The following is a 19,401-nucleotide window of genomic DNA, read 5'->3' as shown; positions in this document are numbered from 1 at the left end:
GTGGCGCACCGATACAAGGTCCGTGAGATCGCCCAACAGTGCGGTTTGAGCGAGGCCACGGTGGACCGGGTGCTCAACGAACGCCCGGGCGTGCGCGAGAACACCCGAGCCGAGGTGCGACAAGCGATCGCCGATCTGGACAAGCAACGGGCGCAGTTGCGGCTCAACGGACGTCGCTATCTGATCGACGTGGTCATGCAGACCCCGCAGCGGTTCTCCGATGCGTTCCGCGCGGCCGTCGAGGCGGAGTTGCCCACGTTCGCCCCGGCCATGATGCGAGCTCGCTTCCACCTGTGGGAATCCGGCTCCACAGCCAAGATGGTCGACACTCTCGCAAGTATCCGCAGCAGCCACGGGGTGGTGCTCAAGGCGGCCGACGAACCCGAAGTGGCCGAGGCTGTCGACCACCTGGTGGCCGCCGGTGTCCCGGTGGTGACGTACACGACCGACATCCCCACCAGCGCCCGCAGCGCATACGTCGGCATCGACAATCACGGGGCCGGTGCGACGGCGGCCTACCTGATCGAGCAATGGCTGGGGCCCACTCCGTCCGCGGTGCTGATCACCTTGAGCCGCACGGTATTCCGTGGTGAGGGCGAGCGTGAGGTGGGATTCCGGTCGGGTTTGCGCGGTTCCGGTCGTGCGGTCGTCGAGGTCACCGACAGCGACGGCATCGATGCGACCAACGAACGGCTGGTGCTCGACGCGCTGCGGCGTCACCCTTCCGTGGAGGCGGTCTATTCACCAGGTGGCGGCAACGCAGCCACGGTCGCGGCGTTCGAGAAGCTCGGACGAGAGTGCCGGGTCTTTGTCGCCCACGATCTCGATGTGGACAACCGAAGACTCCTGAGGGACGGCAGGATCTCGGTGGTTCTGCACAACGACCTGCGGGCCGACGCGCGACTGGCGATGCGGCTGATCCTGCAGCAGCACGGCGCACTGCCGGGTGAGCCGGTCCGCCCCGTGCCCATTCAGGTGATCACGCCGTACAACCTGCCGGCTTATCCGGGTTCTGCGGTGGGTGCGGGTTGAGCCTTGACCGGCGGCTTGGCGGCGGGGGTGTCGGGCTCCGACGGCGGTGTGGATTGGGTGACCGTCTCGCCGAAGTTCATGGTGGGTTCGGCCGCGGGCACGGACATTTCGGTTGTCCCGTGCTCCTGCGTTGCCTGGACACCGAGCACCGTCATGACTGCCGCGGCTGCCAAGCCCGCCGTACAGAGGAGAAGTTTGGCCTTCGGATCCGTGCGCATTTCGCAAATACCCTTCGTTACAACATTGGCTACCTATGTGGTTTGAATGCGGAAGGGGCCGCCGGACATTCCACATCAGGTGGTATGACGTGAGTCACATTTCGGTTCAGGTTGCAGATTTTTCGGGGTCGGAAAGCGTGGCGGTCGCCCTGACCGGGAGACTTCAGTCATGCCACGAGAGTTAGTGCCCGGCGTGACCGTGCTCGGCAACCTCGCGATCGACATCATCAATGGGGCGCCGCCGAGCCCGGGAGGATGCGCATCGTTTGCCGGGGTGGCACTGGAGGCGGCAGGCGGATCCGGCCGGATCGTCGCGATGGGTGCCGAACGTGATCACGCCCTGTTCGACGAGCTGTGTGCGCGGTTCGGGTCGCTGGTGCACGTCCTGGCGGCGGAGACGACCAGTTCGTTCAGCCTTGACTATGACGACACCGATCACCGGCACATGGGTGTGCAGGCGATCGGTCCGGTGTGGACCGCCGGTGACATCGAAGCCGCCGATCCGGCGACGACATGGGTGCACCTGGCTCCGTTGTTGCGTACCGATTTCCCGGCAGCGACGCTGGCAGCCCTGGCGGCCCGTGGTCACCGCATCGCCTACGACGGGCAGGGGCTGGTGCGTGCCGACCGATTGGGCCCTCTGGTCGAGGATCGGCACTTCCCGCCGGACCTGCTGGCCAACGTCGACGTACTCAAGCTTGCCGAGGACGAGGCGGTGATCGTGGCCGACGGTGCATTCGATGCGTCGACGGCGGAACGACTCGGCGTCGCCGAGATCCTGGTGACCTACGGCTCGGAGGGCTGCGACATCTATGTCGAGGGCGCAGTGGAACGCGTGCCGGCGGCCTGGCGGGTTCTCGACGTCCAGACCACGGGGGCGGGGGACATGTTCACCGCTTGCTATGTCGCACACCGCGCGGCAGGCCACGATCCGCATCGTGCCGCGCAGTCGGCAAGTGCGCTCGTGGCGCGTGAGCTGGACAAGCGGGTGCACGTCGGCTGATCGCCGGCGGCCGCCTGCCGAGGTCTACACTCGACAGGTGTCAAGTATGTGCTTGCCAGTGCTAGCGGACAGCTACCGGCCGGTAGCTTTTTCCTTAGAGAATGACATTCTCCTAAACGTGACGAAAACCACAGTTTTGTCTCAAAAGGGACTCCTTCACGTCGACGAGCAGCGCCTTCATTGCGATCCGACCCGCGTGTCGGGGGTCAGCGCGGTGAAGTGCAGCCTAAGAGCAGTGCAATAATCGGTACTGGTAGTGACATCAAAATTCGGTGGACGTTCGATCCGGCGGCGCGTCACATGACAGCGGCCAGGAAAGACGTGGTCAAAGAACGTGTGAAAGGCGGTAGCCGTGGGTGAGAACGGCAACGGCAATGGCGCCGCGCCGCGGCAGAAGCTCGAAAAGGTCGTCATCCGCTTCGCCGGTGACTCCGGCGACGGCATGCAGCTGACCGGTGACCGCTTCACTTCTGAAGCTGCGCTGTTCGGCAACGACCTGGCGACCCAGCCGAATTACCCGGCGGAGATCCGCGCACCACAGGGCACCCTGCCCGGTGTGTCGTCGTTCCAGATCCAGATCGCCGACTACGACATCCTCACCGCCGGTGACCGTCCCGACGTGCTCGTGGCGATGAACCCGGCCGCGCTGAAGGCCAACGTCTCGGACCTGCCCCGCGGCGGTCTGATCATCGCCAACTCCGATGAGTTCACCAAGCGCAACCTCGCCAAGGTCGGATACGACAACAATCCGCTAGAGGATGACACGTTGTCCGACTATGTGGTGACGTCCGTCGCGATGACGACGCTGACCCTGGGCGCCGTCGAGGCGATCGGTGCCACCAAGAAGGACGGCCAGCGCGCCAAGAACATGTTCGCCCTCGGCCTGCTGTCGTGGATGTACGGCCGCGAGCTCGAGCACAGCGAGGCATTCATCCGGGAGAAGTTCTCCCGCAAGCCCGACGTGGCCGAGGCCAACGTCCTGGCGCTCAAGGCCGGCTGGAACTACGGCGAGACGACCGAAGCCTTCGCCACCACCTACGAGGTGTCGCCGGCCAAGCTCAAGTCGGGTGAATACCGTCAGATCTCGGGCAACACCGCGCTGGCCTACGGCATCGTGGCCGCCGGACACCTGGCCCAGATTCAGGTGGTGCTGGGCACCTACCCGATCACCCCGGCGTCGGACATCCTCCACGAGCTGTCCAAGCACAAGAACTTCAACATCCTGACCTTCCAGGCCGAGGATGAGATCGCCGGCATCGGCGCGGCCATCGGCGCCTCCTACGGCGGCGCGCTCGGCGTCACCAGCACTTCGGGTCCGGGCGTGTCCCTCAAGTCCGAGGCGATCGGCCTTGCCGTGATGACGGAGCTTCCGCTGGTCGTCATCGACGTGCAGCGTGGTGGCCCCTCGACGGGTCTGCCGACCAAGACCGAGCAGGCCGACCTGCTGCAGGCGCTGTTCGGGCGCAACGGCGAGTCGCCGGTCGCCATCCTCGCCCCGAAGTCGCCATCGGACTGCTTCGACATCGCCGTGGAAGCCTCGCGCATCGCGATCGACTACCACACCCCGGTCATCATCCTGTCCGACGGTGCGGTGGCCAATGGCTCTGAGCCGTGGCAGATCCCGGACATCAGCGCCTACCCGGCGATCGAGCACAAGTTCGCCAAGACCGGCGAGCCGTTCGCCCCGTACGCGCGTGATCCCGAGACTCTGGCTCGCCAGTTCGCGGTGCCCGGTACTCCGGGTCTGGAGCACCGGATCGGTGGCCTCGAAGCCGCCAACGGTTCGGGCAACATCTCTTATGAGCCGAAGAACCACGACCTCATGGTGCGGCTGCGCCAGGAGAAGATCGCCGGCATCACGGTGCCGGATCTGGAGGTCGACGACCCCACCGGTGATGCGGAACTGCTGATGCTGGGTTGGGGGAGCAGCTACGGACCCATCGGTGAGGCCTGCCGGCGAGCCCGGCGCAAGGGCATCAAGGTGGCCCAGGCCCATCTGCGTCACCTCAATCCCTTCCCGGCCAACCTCGGGGAGGTGCTGCGCCGCTACCCGAAGGTGGTGGTGCCGGAGATGAACCTCGGACAACTGGCCCTCCTGCTGCGCGGCAGGTACCTGGTCGACGTCCAGTCGGTGACCAAGGTGGAGGGCATGGCCTTCCTGGCCGACGAGGTCGAAGGCATCATCGACGCGGCCCTGGACGGCACACTGGCCGACAAGGAAGCGGACAAGGCCAAGTTCGCGAGGTTGGCGGCGGCCACCATCGAGGAACCAACTGAGTCGAATGCTGTGGGAGCGAACGCATGACTGACCTGATCGGCGCCGATCTCGGGCTGAGCGAAGCCCCGTTGAGCAAGAACGCCCTGGTGCCCACGACCGACCAACCACAAAAGGGCAAGGACTTCACCAGTGACCAGGAGGTCCGCTGGTGCCCGGGTTGCGGTGACTACGTCATCCTCAACACCATCCGCAATTTCCTGCCGGAATTGGGCCTCAAGCGCGAGAACATCGCGTTCGTCAGTGGCATCGGCTGCTCCAGCCGGTTCCCGTACTACCTGGAGACCTACGGTTTCCACTCGATCCACGGTCGCGCTCCGACCATCGCCACCGGTCTGGCGCTGGCACGTCCGGATCTGTCGGTGTGGGTCGTCACGGGTGACGGTGACGCGCTGTCGATCGGTGGTAACCACCTGATCCACGCGCTGCGCCGCAACATCAACATCACGATTCTGCTGTTCAACAACCGGATCTACGGCTTGACCAAGGGGCAGTACTCGCCGACCTCCGAGGTCGGCAAGGTCACCAAGTCGACTCCGATGGGCTCGCTGGACTACCCCTTCAACCCGGTGTCACTGGCGCTGGGTGCCGAGGCCACCTTCGTCGGCCGGGCACTGGACTCTGACCGCAAGGGCCTGTCCGAGGTGCTGCGCGGTGCTGCCGAGCACCGCGGGGCGGCACTGGTGGAGATCATGCAGGACTGCCCGATCTTCAATGACGGCTCGTTCGACGCGCTGCGCAAGGAAGGCGCCGAGGAGCGGCTGATCAATGTCAGCCACGGTGAGCCGATCAAGTTCGGCACGGATGGCGAGTATTGCGTGGTCAAGTCCGGGTACGGTCTGGAGGTCGCCAAGACCGCCGACGTCGCGGCCACCGACATCGTCGTCCACAACGCCGAAATCGACGATCCGGCCTACGCTTTCGCGCTGTCGCGGTTGAGCGAGCAGAACCTCGATCACATGGTGATGGGCATCTTCCGCAAGATCAGCCGACCCACCTATGACGACGCCGCGCGCCAGCAGGTCAACACGGCGATCGAATCCAAGCCCCATGACACCGCGGCTCTGCAATCCTTGCTGCGTGGCAAAGACACCTGGACCGTGGAGTAATCGCGCCGAACCCACTGACCAAAACGACCTGAGCACAGCCCCGCTCGCCGCCGTAGTTCTGGCGGGCGGGGCTTCGCGCCGTATGGGGCGCGACAAGGCGACGCTGCTGTTCGACGGCGCGACGATGGTCGAGCGCGTGGTCGCGGTGGTAAGTAACCGCTGCTCACCGGTTTTCGTCATCGCCGCACCCGGCCAGCCCCTGCCCACACTGAACGCTGAGGTGCTGCGCGACGAGGTGCGGGGAGTCGGGCCGCTGGTGGCGACGGGTCGCGGGCTGCGTGCCGTCGCGGAGGCGGGCGTGGACCGAGCGTTCGTGTGCGCGGTGGACATGCCTTACCTGTCGTGCGATCTGATCGACGAGCTGGCGGCCACCGCCCAGCGACTACCCGCCGACATCGTGCTGCCGTGGGACGGCAGGGACCACTATCTGGCGGCGATCTATCGCAGCGGGCTCACCGAGAAGATCACCGCGTTGGTGCGTGACGGCCGGCGCAGCATGCGTGCCCTCGCCGAGTCCGTCGACACGCAACGGATCGTGATGGCTCCGCAGCGCGCGCTGACCAACGTCAACACCACGGCCGATCTACCTGGAGCCGGCGTATAGCGTGGAATCGCCGCCAGCAAATTGCGAATTAGCACCCAAACCGCGCTCTATTTATCGTTTCGAAATAATTGACAGGGTATTTCACCGTATTTGAGCGCCTAGAAGTCGGATCAATTCGGAAAACGTCATCCGCTGATGGTCGTCGGGTGTACGCGAAAGTCGCTGGCGTTCAAGATCATTCGACTTGTGGGGCAGTGCGGGAACTTCGCTCGCTATTCGCTGCGGCATGTGTTCAGTGTGTCTAAGTTGTACCAAAAGACCCCTGACCGCTCGGTTTGTCAGAACCGGGCGATTCGGATTCGTGCCGCAGGGTTGGCCGGGATGGCTGACGATTCGAGTCTTTGTGGTGAAAGAGCTTGTAGCTCAGTCTATTTGGTGATTCGGCTACCGACTCTGCGGGTGTCTCACACGGGGCGGTTCGGCCTGTCTACGGTGGCCGCCGGAGGCGATATCCCTTGTGTGCCAGCATGTTCGGATGCCGGCCGGGGCTCGGGGAGTCGGGTGTCTGTAGCGAACAGATTCTCTTGCTGTGACCCGGTGTGACACTCGCCGATGGCATCTACCAGCGCTTTTCGACCATGCTGGGCGGGGGCGACGCCTACGGCTGAGCGCCATCAAGTGGGCCAGCTCACAAATAATGCGTGATCTCGCTCACGTATTGTTTGCGCGGATCACGAAACGGTAACGGATGCGGTCCGTCGCTGACCTGCACAAATGATTCGTTCAACGGGTCGTTATCTGTCCGTGATCTTTCCGCTATCACTTCTACATCGATATGACTTCTCTGCGAGACCTTTGTACGGTCCAAAGCGTCTCCACAGGAGCAAATAATTTCAACACCAAGAACCTGCGTGTGAGTGGGGCCGCGGTAGGCGATATCGCCCGCGGGGCCCGGGTCTGATCCCGGGCCGGGCACTGTGGCCCTCCCTTTCGTGCCTGACCGAGACGGCACGAACCATCCCCCTCCGGCCTGAATTCAGGCTGCAGCACCCGCCTGTGCGGGTGCCGATGGCGCGCGCTTGGCGAGAGGAACGAAGTGAAGAACATCCGCAAGACGTTTGGGCTGGGCATCATTGCTGGAGCGCTCGCTGTGGCTCCCGTGGCACTCGGTGCCGGTACCGCCAATGCGGACAGCGTGAACTGGGACGCCGTTGCTGCCTGCGAGTCGGGCGGCAACTGGTCGATCAACACGGGCAACGGCTACTACGGCGGCCTGCAGTTCAACATGGGCACCTGGCGGGCCCACGGCGGCTCCGGCTCGCCGCACCAGGCCTCGCGTGCCGAGCAGATCCGGGTCGCGGAGAACGTGCTGCACAGCCAGGGCATCGGCGCGTGGCCGGTGTGCGGCAAGCGCGGCTAGCGCTACCGACAACTCGATATGGGAGCGGTGCCGGGCAATTGTCCGGCACCGCTTCTGTTTCATCAGCAGGCCCTCCGGTTACTCCAGTCTCGGCAACCTCCGAAATAACTTCAGCCTCGTCTGTAACGGGTGACGTTGGTCACACGAACTCATTAGTGACCGCACAGTTGCACGAACGTGATCGGCATCTGCCGCGGTCCTGGTGTCAAAGGTCGGGGAAGGGCCGTGAGATGACCATACGAAGGGCTTTGAGCAGGGTTTTCTGGCTAGTTGCGACATCGGCGGGCGTCATGCTGATACCGATGTTCGCCGCGCCGCCAACGGCCGGCGCGGACACGGTGAACTGGGACGCGATCGCCGATTGCGAATCGGGCGGCAACTGGTCCATCGACACCGGTAACGGCCACTACGGCGGATTGCAGTTCAAGCCTGCCACCTGGGCCTCGCACGGTGGCATCGGATCACCTGCCTCGGCATCGCGCGAGGAGCAGATCAGGGTGGCCGAGAACGTCCTGGCCACCCAGGGGATCGGAGCCTGGCCGAAATGCGGGGTTCAGGGTGGGATGCCGACTGGCTGGGCGGCGCCCAGCGCTCCGACCGGCTGCCAGGCCGTGCGTTCCGGTGCGGTGCTGGGCATCTTCGACCTACGCCGGATCTGCACGACGTTCCTCGATCCGCTTTCCGCCTTCGGCGTACCGCACTGAGCTCAGCGCACGGGCGTGAATGCCCCGCGCGCAGCGATCGAGGCGAGGTGGCGCGTCAGCACGTACTCGGGAACGAGAACCGTCGCTCGGGCGGCCGCGGCGCTGAGAACCGCAGGGCGCAGATTCACGACCCGACCGATCAACTGTGATTCCCGGACGATGGTCATGACTCGCCTCCGGCGCAGGGCTGCGAATCGGGCGAAGGCAGTCGGCAGATCCGGCTCTCGGACCGCGAGGCCGGCGAGCGTTGCCGCGTCCTCCAGCCCCTGACAGCCGCCCTGGCCCAGATGCGGGCGCATCGGGTGGGCGGCGTCCCCGGCGATCACCACCGGTCCCCGCGCCCAGCAGCGTGCAGGCGTTCGGTCGTAGAGGTCGTTTCGGAGGATCTGATCGGGATCGGTCGTGGCCAGCAGCGTCGGGATCGGCTCCGCCCAGGTGCCGAAGGTTCGCCGCAGATGGCCCAGCTCGCCGTCGCGGTTGGCGTGGCCCTGCGGAGCCCGCTGAGTGGCGAACCAATAGGTGTGATCGGTACCGAGCGGGACATGCCCGGCTTCCATCCCGGCGGCCATCGTCTCTCCCGAGAGCTCGGGGTCGATGGTGCACTCGGCGACTCCGCGCCAGGCCGTGTATCCCGCGTAGCGCCGGGGCAGGGATCCATTCAGGTGGCGGGCAACCACGGAGTCGACGCCGTCGGCGCCGACGACCGCTGAGGGTTCGCGCACGGATCCGTCGGACAACCGCACGCGCACCCCGCCGTCGTGGACATCGAGTGCCTGCACCGCGACTCCGTATTCGACTGTGCCCGGCCGAAGCCCCGAAGTGAGAATTTCGGTCAACGCGGTTCGACGAATCACCACCAGCGGTTCGCCCAGCGCGCGAACCATCCGGTCGGCCGCCGGGCGGCGCAGCCAGGTGCCGTCGCGCCAGCGCAGGGCTCCCGCGGTGACCTGGCCGCCGGACCCGCGCACCGCATCACCGAGCCCGATCTCGTCGAGTGCGGCCAGGGCATTGGGCCAGATGCTGATACCGGCGCCGGTGTTGGAGTCCGAGCGGGTTTCGACGACGGCGACGTCAAACCCGTGCCGCTGCAATGCGACCGCAGTCGCCAGGCCGGTGATGCCGCCGCCGACGACCAGGACGTTCTGTGCCATCGCTCGAATCTAACCGGCACCGGGTGAGGTGACCCACCATCACCGAAGTTGGGATCGGTAGCCTTCCAGCGCCTGCACAGTGTCTGTACAGGTTCCCGCGCCGAATCGCCGGGATATAACGATGGAGAGGACCCCGATGAAACTCACCCGCTTCGGTGTTGCGCTTGGCGCAGCCGCCTTGGCCGCCTCCGCATTGAGCGGTTGCTCGAAGGCCACCGAACTCAGGGACGCGGCTGCCGGCGCGGCCGAGAAGGTTGTCTCATCGGGTACGGAGAAGATCACCGAAGCAGTCTCCGGCAACCTGTTCACCGCCGAGGGCATCGACAACGCCTATGCCGCCATCGCCGATAAGGTCGGCGCCAACCCGATGCAGGTGGTCGAGGTCAACATCGCACCGGGCGTGCTCACCGTCGAAGCCGTCGATCCGAAGGCCCCCACCGAGCTCAATCAGTGGAGCTACACATCCGGTGCGGTCGGACCGTCGCGTCCCATCGACTACGACGAGGACACCGAGGCGCTGCAGCAGAATCTCTTCGCCACCGCCGATGTGCCCTCCGCCGCCATCGCTGCGGCGATCGACGGCGCGGCGGCAGCCAGTGAGGTCAAGGACGGCAAAGTCCAGACGGTGAGCATCAAGCGCAACATCCCGTTCGACTCCAACGTGATCATGTTCATCAACGTCCAGGGCGAGCGCAGCAGCAAGCAGGTGCGGGCCGACGTCACCGGAAAGGTCACCGAGGTGGTCTGACCGACGCGCATCCCGCGGCCCGTACCGGACTCCGGTGCGGGCCGCGCCGTTACGGTGGGGAGCCATGACGGTGTTCGACGATCTCGACGACTATCTCGCGGTGCCTCGGGTGTCAGGGCTGGCGGTGTCGCCCGACGGGTCCCGCGTGGTCACGACGCTGAGCACACTGGACGACAAGCGCACCGAATTCCTCAGCGCCATATGGGAATTGGACCCAGCCGGATCCGCGCCCGCGCGCAGGCTGACCCGTGGCGTCAAAGGGGAGTCCGCGCCCGTGTTCACTGCCGACGGCGATGTGTTGTTCCTCGCGGTGCGTCCGGGCGAGGCCGACGACAAACCGCCCGCGGCCCTGTGGCGTCTCCCCGCGACCGGAGGCGAGGCATTCGAGGTGATGGCGATGCCTGGCGGGGTCACCGGCGCCGCAAGCGCCCGTGCGGCGGATGCCATCGTGGTGACCGCGCCTCTGCTGCCGTCGTCGACCTCCGTCGATGACGACAAGACCCGGCGCGCGGCGCGCAAGGACAACAAAGTGTCGGCGATCTTGCACACCGGCTACCCGGTCCGACAGTGGGATCATGACCTCGGCCCGGATCAACCCCACCTCTTCGACGCAGACGGGCGGCGGGACCTGACTGCCGAGCCGGGCGTGGCATTGCGCGAGACCTCGTTCGACCTCAGCGCCGACGGCGGATTCCTGGTGACCTCCTGGCGGGTGCCGGGCCCGGGCGCGGCGGTCCGGTTGGTGCTCGTGCGTATCGATCGGGCCACCGGTGAGCGCATCACGATCGCCCAAGAACCCGGAGTGGATCTCGAACACCCTGCGATCGCGCCGGATTGCAGCGCCGTGGCATTTACCCGGGAAACCCATTCGTCCCCGACATCGCCGCCGCGGATCACGCTGTGTTGCATGCGGTTCGGTGAGGAGCCAGTGGAGCTGACCGCGGCCTGGGATCGGTGGCCGTCGTCGGTGGCCTGGACGGCGGATTCGACCGCGCTGATCGTGACCGCTGATGACGGCGGTCGTGGCCCGATCTTCTCCGTCGATCCCGTATCCGGTGCGGTAACCCGGTTGACCGACGATGACTTCACCTACAGCGATGTCCGGCCCGCGCCCGGCGGGATGATCTACGCGCTGCGCAGTTCGTACGCCGGGCCGCCCCATCCGGTCCGCATTGATCCGGACGGCACCGTCACCGAGCTGCCCTGCGTCGGGAAACCCGAACTGCCCGGAACGCTGACGGAGGTGACCGCGACCGCGGCCGACGGCACGCCGATCCGTTCCTGGCTCACCCTGCCGGCCGGCGACGAGCCGGCGCCCTTGGTGTTGTGGATCCACGGCGGTCCGTTGGGCAGCTGGAACAGCTGGCACTGGCGGTGGAACCCGTGGCTGCTCACCGCGCAGGGCTACGCGGTGCTGATGCCGGATCCGGGACTGTCCACCGGTTACGGCCAGGACTTCATCGCGCGCGGTTGGGGCTCCTGGGGCGGCGATCCCTACACCGACCTGATGGCCGCGACCGACGCCGCCTGTGCACATCCGCGGGTCGACGCCTCACGAACCGCTGCGATGGGCGGATCGTTCGGCGGTTATATGGCCAACTGGATCGCCGGACAGACAAACCGGTTCGATGCGATCGTCACGCATGCCAGCCTGTGGGCGCTCGATCAGTTCGGCCCCACTACCGACGGCGCGTACTGGTGGGCTCGCGAGATGACACCTGAGATGGCCCAAAGCAATTCACCACACCGGTTCGTCGGCGACATCGCCACCCCGATGCTGGTCATCCACGGCGACAAGGATTATCGGGTTCCGATCGGCGAAGCGCTGCGGCTGTGGTACGAGCTGCTCAGCCATTCCGGTTTGCCTGCCGACGGGAACGGCGAAAGCCCGCACCGGTTCCTGTACTACCCGACGGAGAACCATTGGGTGCTGTCTCCCCAGCACGCCAAGATCTGGTACCAGGTGGTCACGGCATTCCTGGGGGAGCACCTGCGCGGCGAACCAGGACAGCTGCCCCAACTGCTCGGGTAGCGTCGAGATCGTGACGCAGCGTGAGTTTGATCTGGTGCTGTACGGCGCCACGGGTTTCGCCGGAAAGCTGACCGCCGAATACCTGGCCAGGGCCGGGGGACAGGCCCGAATAGCTCTGGCAGGCCGCTCCGAGGAGCGACTGCGGGCTGTGCGCGACGGATTGGGGCCGGGCGCGCAGTCGTGGCCGTTGGTGACCGCTGACGCGACCGCCCAGGATTCTCTCGATGCGATGGCAGCGCGCACGCAGGTGGTGGTGACGACGGTGGGCCCCTACGCCCGCTACGGCATGCCGCTGGTGGCGGCATGTGCTGCGGCCGGCACCGACTACGCCGACCTGACCGGTGAGACGACGTTCATCCGCGACAGCATCGACCTCCATCACAAGCAGGCGATCGATACCGGGGCGCGCATCGTGCATTCGTGTGGATTCGATTCGGTGCCATCCGATCTCACGGTCTATGCGCTGTATCAGCGGGCGCTCGCGGACGGTGCGGGCGAGCTGGGCGACACCAACCTGGTGGTACGCAGTTTCGCCGGTGGCGTGTCGGGCGGCACCGTGGCCTCGATGCTGGAACTGCTCGACACGCTGTCGTCCGATCCGGAAGCCCGGGCGCTGATGAACGACCCGTACACGTTGAGCCCCGACCGCGGGGCGGAGCCCGAACTCGGTGCCCAGCCCGACGTGCGGTGGCGCCGGGGTGGTGAGATCGCGCCCGAGCTGTCCGGTTACTGGACCGGTGCGTTTGCGATGGCGGCGCCGAACACCCGAATCGTGCGGCGCAGCAACGCATTACTGGGCTATCCCTATGGGCGCCGTTTCGAGTACGCCGAGCAGATGAGCCTGGGGCGTTCGCCTGTTGCACCGTTGGCTGCTGCAGCCGTCACCGGAGCCAACGCGCTGACGCTCGGTGTCGGCGGGCGGTACTTCAACCGGCTGCCGGGCGGCCTGGTCGCGAAGTTGGTTCCCAAACCGGGAACCGGTCCCAGCGAGCGGGCCCGCGAGCGGGGTCACTACCGCGTGGAGACCTACACCACCACGACATCGGGTGCCCGGTACGTGACAAGCATGGCCCAGCAAGGCGATCCGGGATACAAGTCGACGGCGGTGTTGCTCGGCGAGTGTGGGCTCGCCCTGGCAACCGACCGCGATGCGCTGTCGGAACGGCGTGGAGTGCTGACACCGGTGGCCGCGATGGGCGACGTGCTCCTGACCCGGCTACCGGCTGCCGGGGTGTCGTTGGCGACGACCGCCCTGAGCTGAGCCGGCACAACATGAATCGATCCGCCTGCGTCGAACACCTGTGGGACAAGATCACATTCGACTAGTGTCGTTGCCGAGGACTTCCAGTACGCCAGCAAACGAAGGTGGGATGAACTATGGCCGGTCTCGACGAACTTTTCGCGCAGATCCCGGTGGCGGATATCGCCAACAAGCTCGGCGCAGATGAAGGCGAGGTGAACGCCGCCATCAAGACCCTGGTTCCGGCCCTGGTCGGCGGTGTGGCGGAGAACGTACATGCAGACACCATCGACTCGAGCGATCTTGAGTCGACTGTCACCGCGCAAGGCGCCAGCGGCCTGCTGGACGGCGGAGTGAGTGTCGATCAGGTCGATGCCAACGAGGGCAACCAGATGGTGTCGAAGATCTTCGGCGGCAACGACAGCAACCAGGTCGCGTCGGCCTTGGCGGGTACCGGTGCCGGCGGCAGCAACTTGATCAAGCAGCTGCTGCCGATCCTGGCGCCGATCGTGCTGGCCTACATCGGCAAGCAGTTTGCCCAGAAGAACGCGCCCGCGCAGTCGGCGCCGCAGCCGCAGGCCTCCGGCGGTGGGCTGGGTGACGTGCTCGGCAGCATCCTCGGCGGTGCGGTCGGCGGCGGCGGTGCGGCCGCCAACAACCCGCTGGGCAGCATCCTGGGCAGCGTGCTCGGTGGCGGCGGCGGTGGTGGCCAGGGCAATGCCATCGGTGAGATCCTCGGCGGTCTGCTCGGCGGCAGGAAGTAAGCGGTACCGCAGGCCGGCGCGACGGCCTCCGACAGCCTCCGATGCCCAGCGAACCCACCGGGCATCGGGGGCTTTCGCTTATCGGGGCCCGTCCTTCTTAGAATGGCTCGGTGACCCCCACCCCTGACAATCGTGCCGATGCCCTCCCCAAATCCTGGGATCCCGCTGCGGTAGAGGCCGACCTGTACCAGGGCTGGGTGGATGCCGGATACTTCACCGCCGATCCGGCCAGCGAAAAGCCGCCCTATTCGATCGTGCTGCCGCCGCCCAATGTGACCGGCAGCCTGCACATGGGGCACGCGCTCGACCACACGCTCATGGACGCCCTCACGCGCCGCAAGCGCATGCAGGGCTTCGAGGTGCTGTGGCTGCCCGGCATGGACCACGCCGGCATCGCCACCCAGACCGTGGTGGAAAAGCAGCTCGCCGCTGAGGGGCTGAGCCGGCAAGACATGGGCCGCGAGCTGTTCGTCGAGAAGGTGTGGGACTGGAAGCGCGAGTCCGGTGGCACCATCGGCGGGCAGATGCGCCGCCTGGGTGACGGCGTGGACTGGAGCCGCGACCGGTTCACCATGGACGAGGGCCTGTCGCGGGCGGTGCGCACCATCTTCAAGAGGCTCTTCGATGCCGGGCTGATCTATCAGGCCGAGCGCCTCGTCAACTGGTCACCCGTGCTGGAGACCGCGATCAGCGATCTTGAGGTCAAGTACGAAGACGTGGAGGGCGAGCTGGTCTCGTTCCGCTACGGCTCGATGAACGACGACGAGCCCCACATCATCGTGGCCACCACCCGGGTCGAGACCATGCTCGGTGACACGGCGATCGCGGTGCATCCCGACGACGAGCGGTACCGCCACCTGGTCGGCAAAACCCTGCCGCACCCGTTCGTCGAACACGGGATGATCATTGTGGCCGACACCCACGTCGATCCCGAATTCGGCACCGGCGCAGTGAAAGTCACCCCGGCGCACGATCCCAACGACTTCGAGATCGGGTTGCGTCACCAGCTGCCGATGCCCACGATCATGGACGCCAAGGGCCGGATCGCCGACACCGGAACGCAATTCGACGGCATGGACCGGTTCGAGGCGCGCGTCAAAGTGCGCGAGGCACTGGCCGAGCAGGGCCGGATCGTCGAGGAGAAGCGTCCCTATCTGCACAGCGTCGGGCACTCCGAGCGCAGCGGCGAGCCCATCGAGCCCCGGCTGTCGCTGCAGTGGTGGGTCAAGGTGGACGGCCTGGCCAAAGCGGCAGGCGACGCGGTGCGCAACGGCGACACAGTGATTCACCCGCCGAGCCTGGAGCCGCGGTGGTTCGCCTGGGTCGACAACATGCACGACTGGTGCATTTCCCGGCAGCTGTGGTGGGGCCACCGCATCCCGATCTGGCACGGCCCCAACGGCGAGACCGTGTGCGTGGGACCCGACGAGACCCCGCCGGCGGGCTGGGAGCAAGACCCCGACGTCCTCGACACCTGGTTCTCCTCGGCACTGTGGCCGTTCTCCACCATGGGCTGGCCCGACCACACGCCCGATCTGGCGAAGTTCTACCCCACCTCGGTGCTGGTCACCGGCTACGACATCCTGTTCTTCTGGGTGGCCCGGATGATGATGTTCGGCACCTTCGTCGGTGACGACCCGGCGATCACGTTCGATGGTGCGCGGGGCCCGCAGGTTCCGTTCGAGAACGTCTTCCTGCATGGGCTGATCCGCGACGAGTTCGGCCGCAAGATGAGCAAGTCCCGCGGCAACGGCATCGACCCGCTGGACTGGGTGGAGAAGTTCGGGGCCGACGCCCTGCGGTTCACCTTGGCCCGCGGCGCCAGCCCCGGCGGTGACTTGTCCATCGGTGAGGACCACGCCAGGGCCTCGCGTAACTTCGCGACCAAGCTGTTCAACGCGACCCGCTTCGCGCTGATGAACGGGGCCGCGATGAGCCCCTCGGGTGAAGAGCATCAAGCCCAGTTCGCGCTCCTTTCTTCCGCCGAGCTGACCGACGCCGACCGCTGGATCCTGGGCCGGCTCGAAGAGGTCCGTGGCGAGGTGGATGCCGCACTCGACAGCTATGAGTTCAGCCGGGCCTGTGAATCGCTGTACCACTTCGCCTGGGACGAGTTCTGTGACTGGTATGTCGAGCTCGCCAAGGTCCAGCTGAACGAGGGCGTCACTCATACGACTGCGGTGCTGGCCGCCGTCCTCGACGCGCTGCTCAAGCTGTTGCACCCCGTCATGCCGTTCGTCACCGAGACGTTGTGGAAGACGCTCACCGACGGCGAGTCGATCGTCATCGCGCAGTGGCCGCAGGCTTCTGGCATGGCATCGGATTCGCTTGCGGCACAACACATTGCCGACATGCAGAAGCTCATCACCGAGGTGCGCCGCTTCCGCAGCGATCAGGGGCTGGCCGACCGGCAGCGCGTTCCGGCGCGGCTGTCGGCCATCGGTGAGGCCGGCCTGACCGAGCAACTGCCGGCCGTCACGGCCCTGGCCTGGCTGACCGATGCCGCGGACGGGTTCACCCCTTCGGCCTCGGTCGAGGTGCGTCTGACGCAGGCCACGGTGCTCGTCGAGGTGGACACCTCGGGCACCGTCGATGTCGCGGCTGAGCGACGCCGACTGGAAAAGGATCTGGCCGCGGCGCAGAAGGAGCTGGCCACCACCACGGCCAAGCTGGGCAACGAGGCGTTCCTGTCCAAGGCGCCGGAGAATGTCGTCGACAAGATCCGGGGCCGTCAGCAGCTGGCCGGCGAAGAGGTCGAGCGGATCACCGCCCGCCTGGCGGCGCTGCGATGAGCGCCTGCGCGAAGAGCCGAGAATCCAGGTGACAGACCCGATTCCCACGCCGGATGAGATCGCCGCGCTCCTGCAGGTCGAGCACCTGCTCGATCAGCGCTGGCCCGAGACCAAGCTGGACCCCAGCACGGCGCGTATCGCCGCCCTGCTGGAGCTGCTGGGCTCACCGCAGCTGGCCTACCCGTCGATCCATGTCGCGGGAACCAACGGCAAGACGTCGGTGGCGCGCCTCATCGATGCGCTGCTGATCGCGCTGCACCGGCGTACCGGGCGCACCACCAGTCCGCATCTGCAATCCGCGGTCGAACGCATCTCGATCGACGGAAAGCCAATCACCCCAGCGCAATACGTGAACACCTACACCGAGGTCGAACCGTTCGTGCACCTGGTGGACCAGCAGTCCGAAGCTGCCGGTGGCCCCAAGATGAGCAAGTTCGAGGTCCTCACCGCGATGGCGTTCGCGGCCTTCGCCGACGCGCCCATCGACGTCGCGGTCGTCGAGGTCGGGATGGGCGGGCGCTGGGACGCCACGAACGTCGTCAACGCCCCGGTCGCGGTGATCACCCCGATCGGCATCGATCACACCGACTATCTGGGTGACACGATCGCCGCGATCGCGGGGGAGAAGGCCGGCATCATCACCAGGCAACCTGACGCACTGGTGCCGACCGACACCGTTGCGGTCATCGGCAAGCAGGTTCCCGAGGCCATGGAGGTGCTGCTGGAAGAGGCGGTGCGCGCCGACGCGGCGGTGGCCCGCGAGGACTCCGAGTTCGCGGTGCTGTCCAGGCAGGTCGCCATCGGCGGGCAGGTGCTGGAGCTGCAGGGGCTGGGCGGGGTGTATTCCGAGATCTTCCTGCCCCTGCACGGCGAGCACCAGGCCCACAACGCCGTTCTCGCACTGGCCGCGGTGGAGGCGTTCTTCGGCGCCGGGGCGGACCGCCAGCTCGACGTCGATGCGGTTCGAGCCGGCTTCGCGGCCGTGCAAAGCCCCGGCCGTATGGAACGGATGCGCAGTGCACCAACAGTTTTCATCGATGCGGCGCACAATCCCGCCGGTGCCGCGGCATTGGCACAGACCCTGCAGCAGGAGTTCGACTTCCGCTTCCTGGTCGGGGTGGTGTCGGTGATGGGGGACAAGGACGCCGCAGGCATCCTGAACGCACTGGAGCCCGTGTTCGACCAGATCGTGGTCACCCACAACGGCTCACCCCGCGCGATGGAGGTCGAGATGCTGGCCTCGCTTGCCGAAGAGCGTTTCGGACAGGATCGGGTGATCACCGCGATGACGCTGCCGGATGCCATCGAAACCGCAACCGCCCTGGTCGAAGAATCCGGGGAAGACGAAGGACTGTCCGGGGCGGGCATGGTGATCACCGGTTCGGTGGTGACCGCCGGCGTGGCCCGGACCCTGTTCGGACGGGACCCGCAGTGACCGATCAGACCCCCGGTGACCAGACACCGAGCGAAAGGCCGGCACCGCCGGACCCCTGGAAGAGCTTTCGCGGCGTGATGGCCGGGACGCTGATCCTCGAAGCGATCGTCGTATTGCTGGCGCTTCCGGTGGTGGGCACCAGTGCCGCCGGGTTGACCTGGACGTCGGGTGGATTCGTGGTCGGGCTGGCCGTCGTGCTCATCCTGATGTCGGGGCTGCAGGGCCGGCCATGGGCCATCTGGGCGAACCTGGGCATCCAGTTGATCGTGATCGCCGGTGCGCTGGTCCATGGGGCGATCGGGTTCATCGGCGTCATCTTCGCCGTGGTCTGGTTACTGATCGTGTATCTGCGTCGCGAGGTCAAACGCCGGCAGGATCGTGGCCTGCTGCCCGGACAGCAAGCGCCCAGCGAATAGCGGGGCGGTAGCCGGGCCGCGCCGCACGCGCTGTGAGGGACCGCCATCGCGCGGTGCTGTTACCGACCGGTACGCTCTCAGCCGTGACTGAGCAGACCCTTGTGTTGATCAAGCCCGACGGCGTGCAGCGCCACCTGGTCGGGGAGATCCTCGGCCGGATCGAGCGCAAGGGTCTGACCCTGGCGGCGCTCGAACTCAAGAACGTCAGCGAAGAGCTGGCCCGGCAGCATTACGCCGAGCATGACGGCAAGCCGTTCTTCGATTCGCTGCTCGAGTTCATCACCTCAGGACCCGTGGTCGCCGCCATCGTCGAAGGACCGCGCGCCATCGCGGCGTTCCGGCAGATCGCCGGTGGCACCGATCCGGTGGAGAAGGCTGTGCCCGGCACCATCCGTGGTGACCTGGCACTTGTCACACAGGACAACCTCGTGCACGGGTCCGACTCGCCCGAGTCGGCGGCCCGCGAGATCGCCCTGTGGTTCCCTGGCGAAGCCTCTTCTCGATAAACCTTCTCGCAG

Annotated in this window: 16 protein-coding genes and 1 pseudogene; 15 read left to right on the top strand and 2 right to left on the bottom strand. The window is 66.4% G+C overall.

Annotated features, from left to right (window positions below; all coding sequences use genetic code 11):
• Window positions 1-1,032 carry a LacI family DNA-binding transcriptional regulator gene (locus H977_RS0121145; protein WP_029109741.1) on the top strand — a complete coding sequence of 344 codons (1,032 nt, stop codon included), beginning with the start codon at window positions 1-3 and terminating at the stop codon, window positions 1,030-1,032.
• On the opposite strand, the gene H977_RS33610 is transcribed toward H977_RS0121145, so the two are convergent.
• A complete protein-coding gene (locus H977_RS33610; protein ID WP_036476614.1) occupies window positions 1,002-1,250 on the bottom strand; it encodes a hypothetical protein in 249 nt (82 codons plus the stop codon). The two genes, H977_RS0121145 and H977_RS33610, sit on opposite strands and share 31 nt — an antisense overlap.
• 193 nt (window positions 1,251-1,443) lie before the next feature.
• Between H977_RS33610 and H977_RS0121135 the strand changes: the two genes are divergently transcribed.
• The 6 genes and pseudogenes from H977_RS0121135 to H977_RS0121110 all read left to right on the top strand — a co-directional run bounded on the left by H977_RS0121135 (window position 1,444) and on the right by H977_RS0121110 (window position 8,305).
• Window positions 1,444-2,253 (top strand): PfkB family carbohydrate kinase, encoded by an 810-nt coding sequence (locus H977_RS0121135; protein WP_029109740.1) that lies wholly within the window; start codon window positions 1,444-1,446, stop codon window positions 2,251-2,253.
• A 352-nt stretch (window positions 2,254-2,605) separates the two neighbouring features.
• The gene (locus H977_RS0121130) at window positions 2,606-4,558 is read left to right on the top strand and encodes a 2-oxoacid:acceptor oxidoreductase subunit alpha (protein WP_029109739.1); all 1,953 of its coding nucleotides are present in this window, start codon (window positions 2,606-2,608) and stop codon (window positions 4,556-4,558) included.
• Complete coding sequence (locus tag H977_RS0121125; RefSeq protein ID WP_029109738.1) at window positions 4,555-5,637, top strand: 2-oxoacid:ferredoxin oxidoreductase subunit beta; 1,083 nt, start codon at window positions 4,555-4,557, stop codon at window positions 5,635-5,637. Before H977_RS0121130 ends, H977_RS0121125 begins: the two co-directional genes overlap by 4 nt.
• A 28-nt stretch (window positions 5,638-5,665) precedes the next feature.
• Window positions 5,666-6,241 carry a molybdenum cofactor guanylyltransferase gene (mobA, locus tag H977_RS0121120; RefSeq protein ID WP_155946764.1) on the top strand — a complete coding sequence of 192 codons (576 nt, stop codon included), beginning with the start codon at window positions 5,666-5,668 and terminating at the stop codon, window positions 6,239-6,241.
• A 1,126-nt stretch (window positions 6,242-7,367) separates the two neighbouring features.
• Window positions 7,368-7,601: pseudogene (locus tag H977_RS0121115) on the top strand (transglycosylase family protein); the annotation flags it as partial.
• A gap of 230 nt (window positions 7,602-7,831) precedes the next feature.
• A complete protein-coding gene (locus H977_RS0121110; protein ID WP_029109735.1) occupies window positions 7,832-8,305 on the top strand; it encodes a transglycosylase family protein in 474 nt (157 codons plus the stop codon).
• A 2-nt stretch (window positions 8,306-8,307) separates the two neighbouring features.
• Here H977_RS0121110 and H977_RS0121105 read toward each other — a convergent pair whose 3' ends face one another.
• Entirely contained in the window at window positions 8,308-9,456 is a 1,149-nt protein-coding gene (locus tag H977_RS0121105) for an FAD-dependent oxidoreductase (RefSeq protein ID WP_029109734.1), read from the bottom strand.
• A gap of 136 nt (window positions 9,457-9,592) precedes the next feature.
• On the opposite strand from H977_RS0121105, the gene H977_RS0121100 reads away from it, so the two are divergent.
• The 8 genes from H977_RS0121100 (at window position 9,593) to ndk (ending at window position 19,389) form a co-directional block, all read left to right on the top strand.
• The gene (locus H977_RS0121100) at window positions 9,593-10,204 is read left to right on the top strand and encodes a hypothetical protein (protein WP_029109733.1); all 612 of its coding nucleotides are present in this window, start codon (window positions 9,593-9,595) and stop codon (window positions 10,202-10,204) included.
• Window positions 10,205-10,268: 64 nt separating this feature from the next.
• The gene (locus tag H977_RS0121095; protein WP_029109732.1) at window positions 10,269-12,236 is read left to right on the top strand and encodes a S9 family peptidase; all 1,968 of its coding nucleotides are present in this window, start codon (window positions 10,269-10,271) and stop codon (window positions 12,234-12,236) included.
• A gap of 10 nt (window positions 12,237-12,246) precedes the next feature.
• Window positions 12,247-13,497, top strand: coding sequence for a saccharopine dehydrogenase family protein (locus H977_RS0121090; protein ID WP_029109731.1), 1,251 nt, complete (start codon window positions 12,247-12,249; stop codon window positions 13,495-13,497).
• 116 nt (window positions 13,498-13,613) lie between these two features.
• The gene (locus tag H977_RS0121085; protein ID WP_029109730.1) at window positions 13,614-14,240 is read left to right on the top strand and encodes a DUF937 domain-containing protein; all 627 of its coding nucleotides are present in this window, start codon (window positions 13,614-13,616) and stop codon (window positions 14,238-14,240) included.
• A gap of 110 nt (window positions 14,241-14,350) precedes the next feature.
• A complete protein-coding gene (locus tag H977_RS0121080) occupies window positions 14,351-17,032 on the top strand; it encodes a valine--tRNA ligase (RefSeq protein WP_029109729.1) in 2,682 nt (893 codons plus the stop codon).
• Window positions 16,947-18,467: a bifunctional tetrahydrofolate synthase/dihydrofolate synthase gene (folC, locus tag H977_RS0121075; RefSeq protein WP_502691190.1), complete on the top strand. Its 1,521-nt coding sequence runs from the start codon at window positions 16,947-16,949 to the stop codon at window positions 18,465-18,467. The genes H977_RS0121080 and folC overlap by 86 nt, the downstream gene beginning before the upstream one ends.
• A 77-nt stretch (window positions 18,468-18,544) precedes the next feature.
• On the top strand, window positions 18,545-18,883 hold the full coding sequence (locus H977_RS0121070; protein WP_081681798.1) for a DUF4233 domain-containing protein: 339 nt from the start codon (window positions 18,545-18,547) through the stop codon (window positions 18,881-18,883).
• A gap of 83 nt (window positions 18,884-18,966) precedes the next feature.
• A complete protein-coding gene (ndk, locus tag H977_RS0121065; RefSeq protein WP_029109726.1) occupies window positions 18,967-19,389 on the top strand; it encodes a nucleoside-diphosphate kinase in 423 nt (140 codons plus the stop codon).
• Window positions 19,390-19,401: the final 12 nt, after the last annotated feature.

The organism is Mycobacterium sp. URHD0025 (assembly GCF_000426065.1).
Lineage (GTDB): Bacteria > Actinomycetota > Actinomycetes > Mycobacteriales > Mycobacteriaceae > Mycobacterium.
Note: the sequence above shows the minus strand (reverse complement) of the source record. Positions and strands in the feature narration are given on the sequence as shown.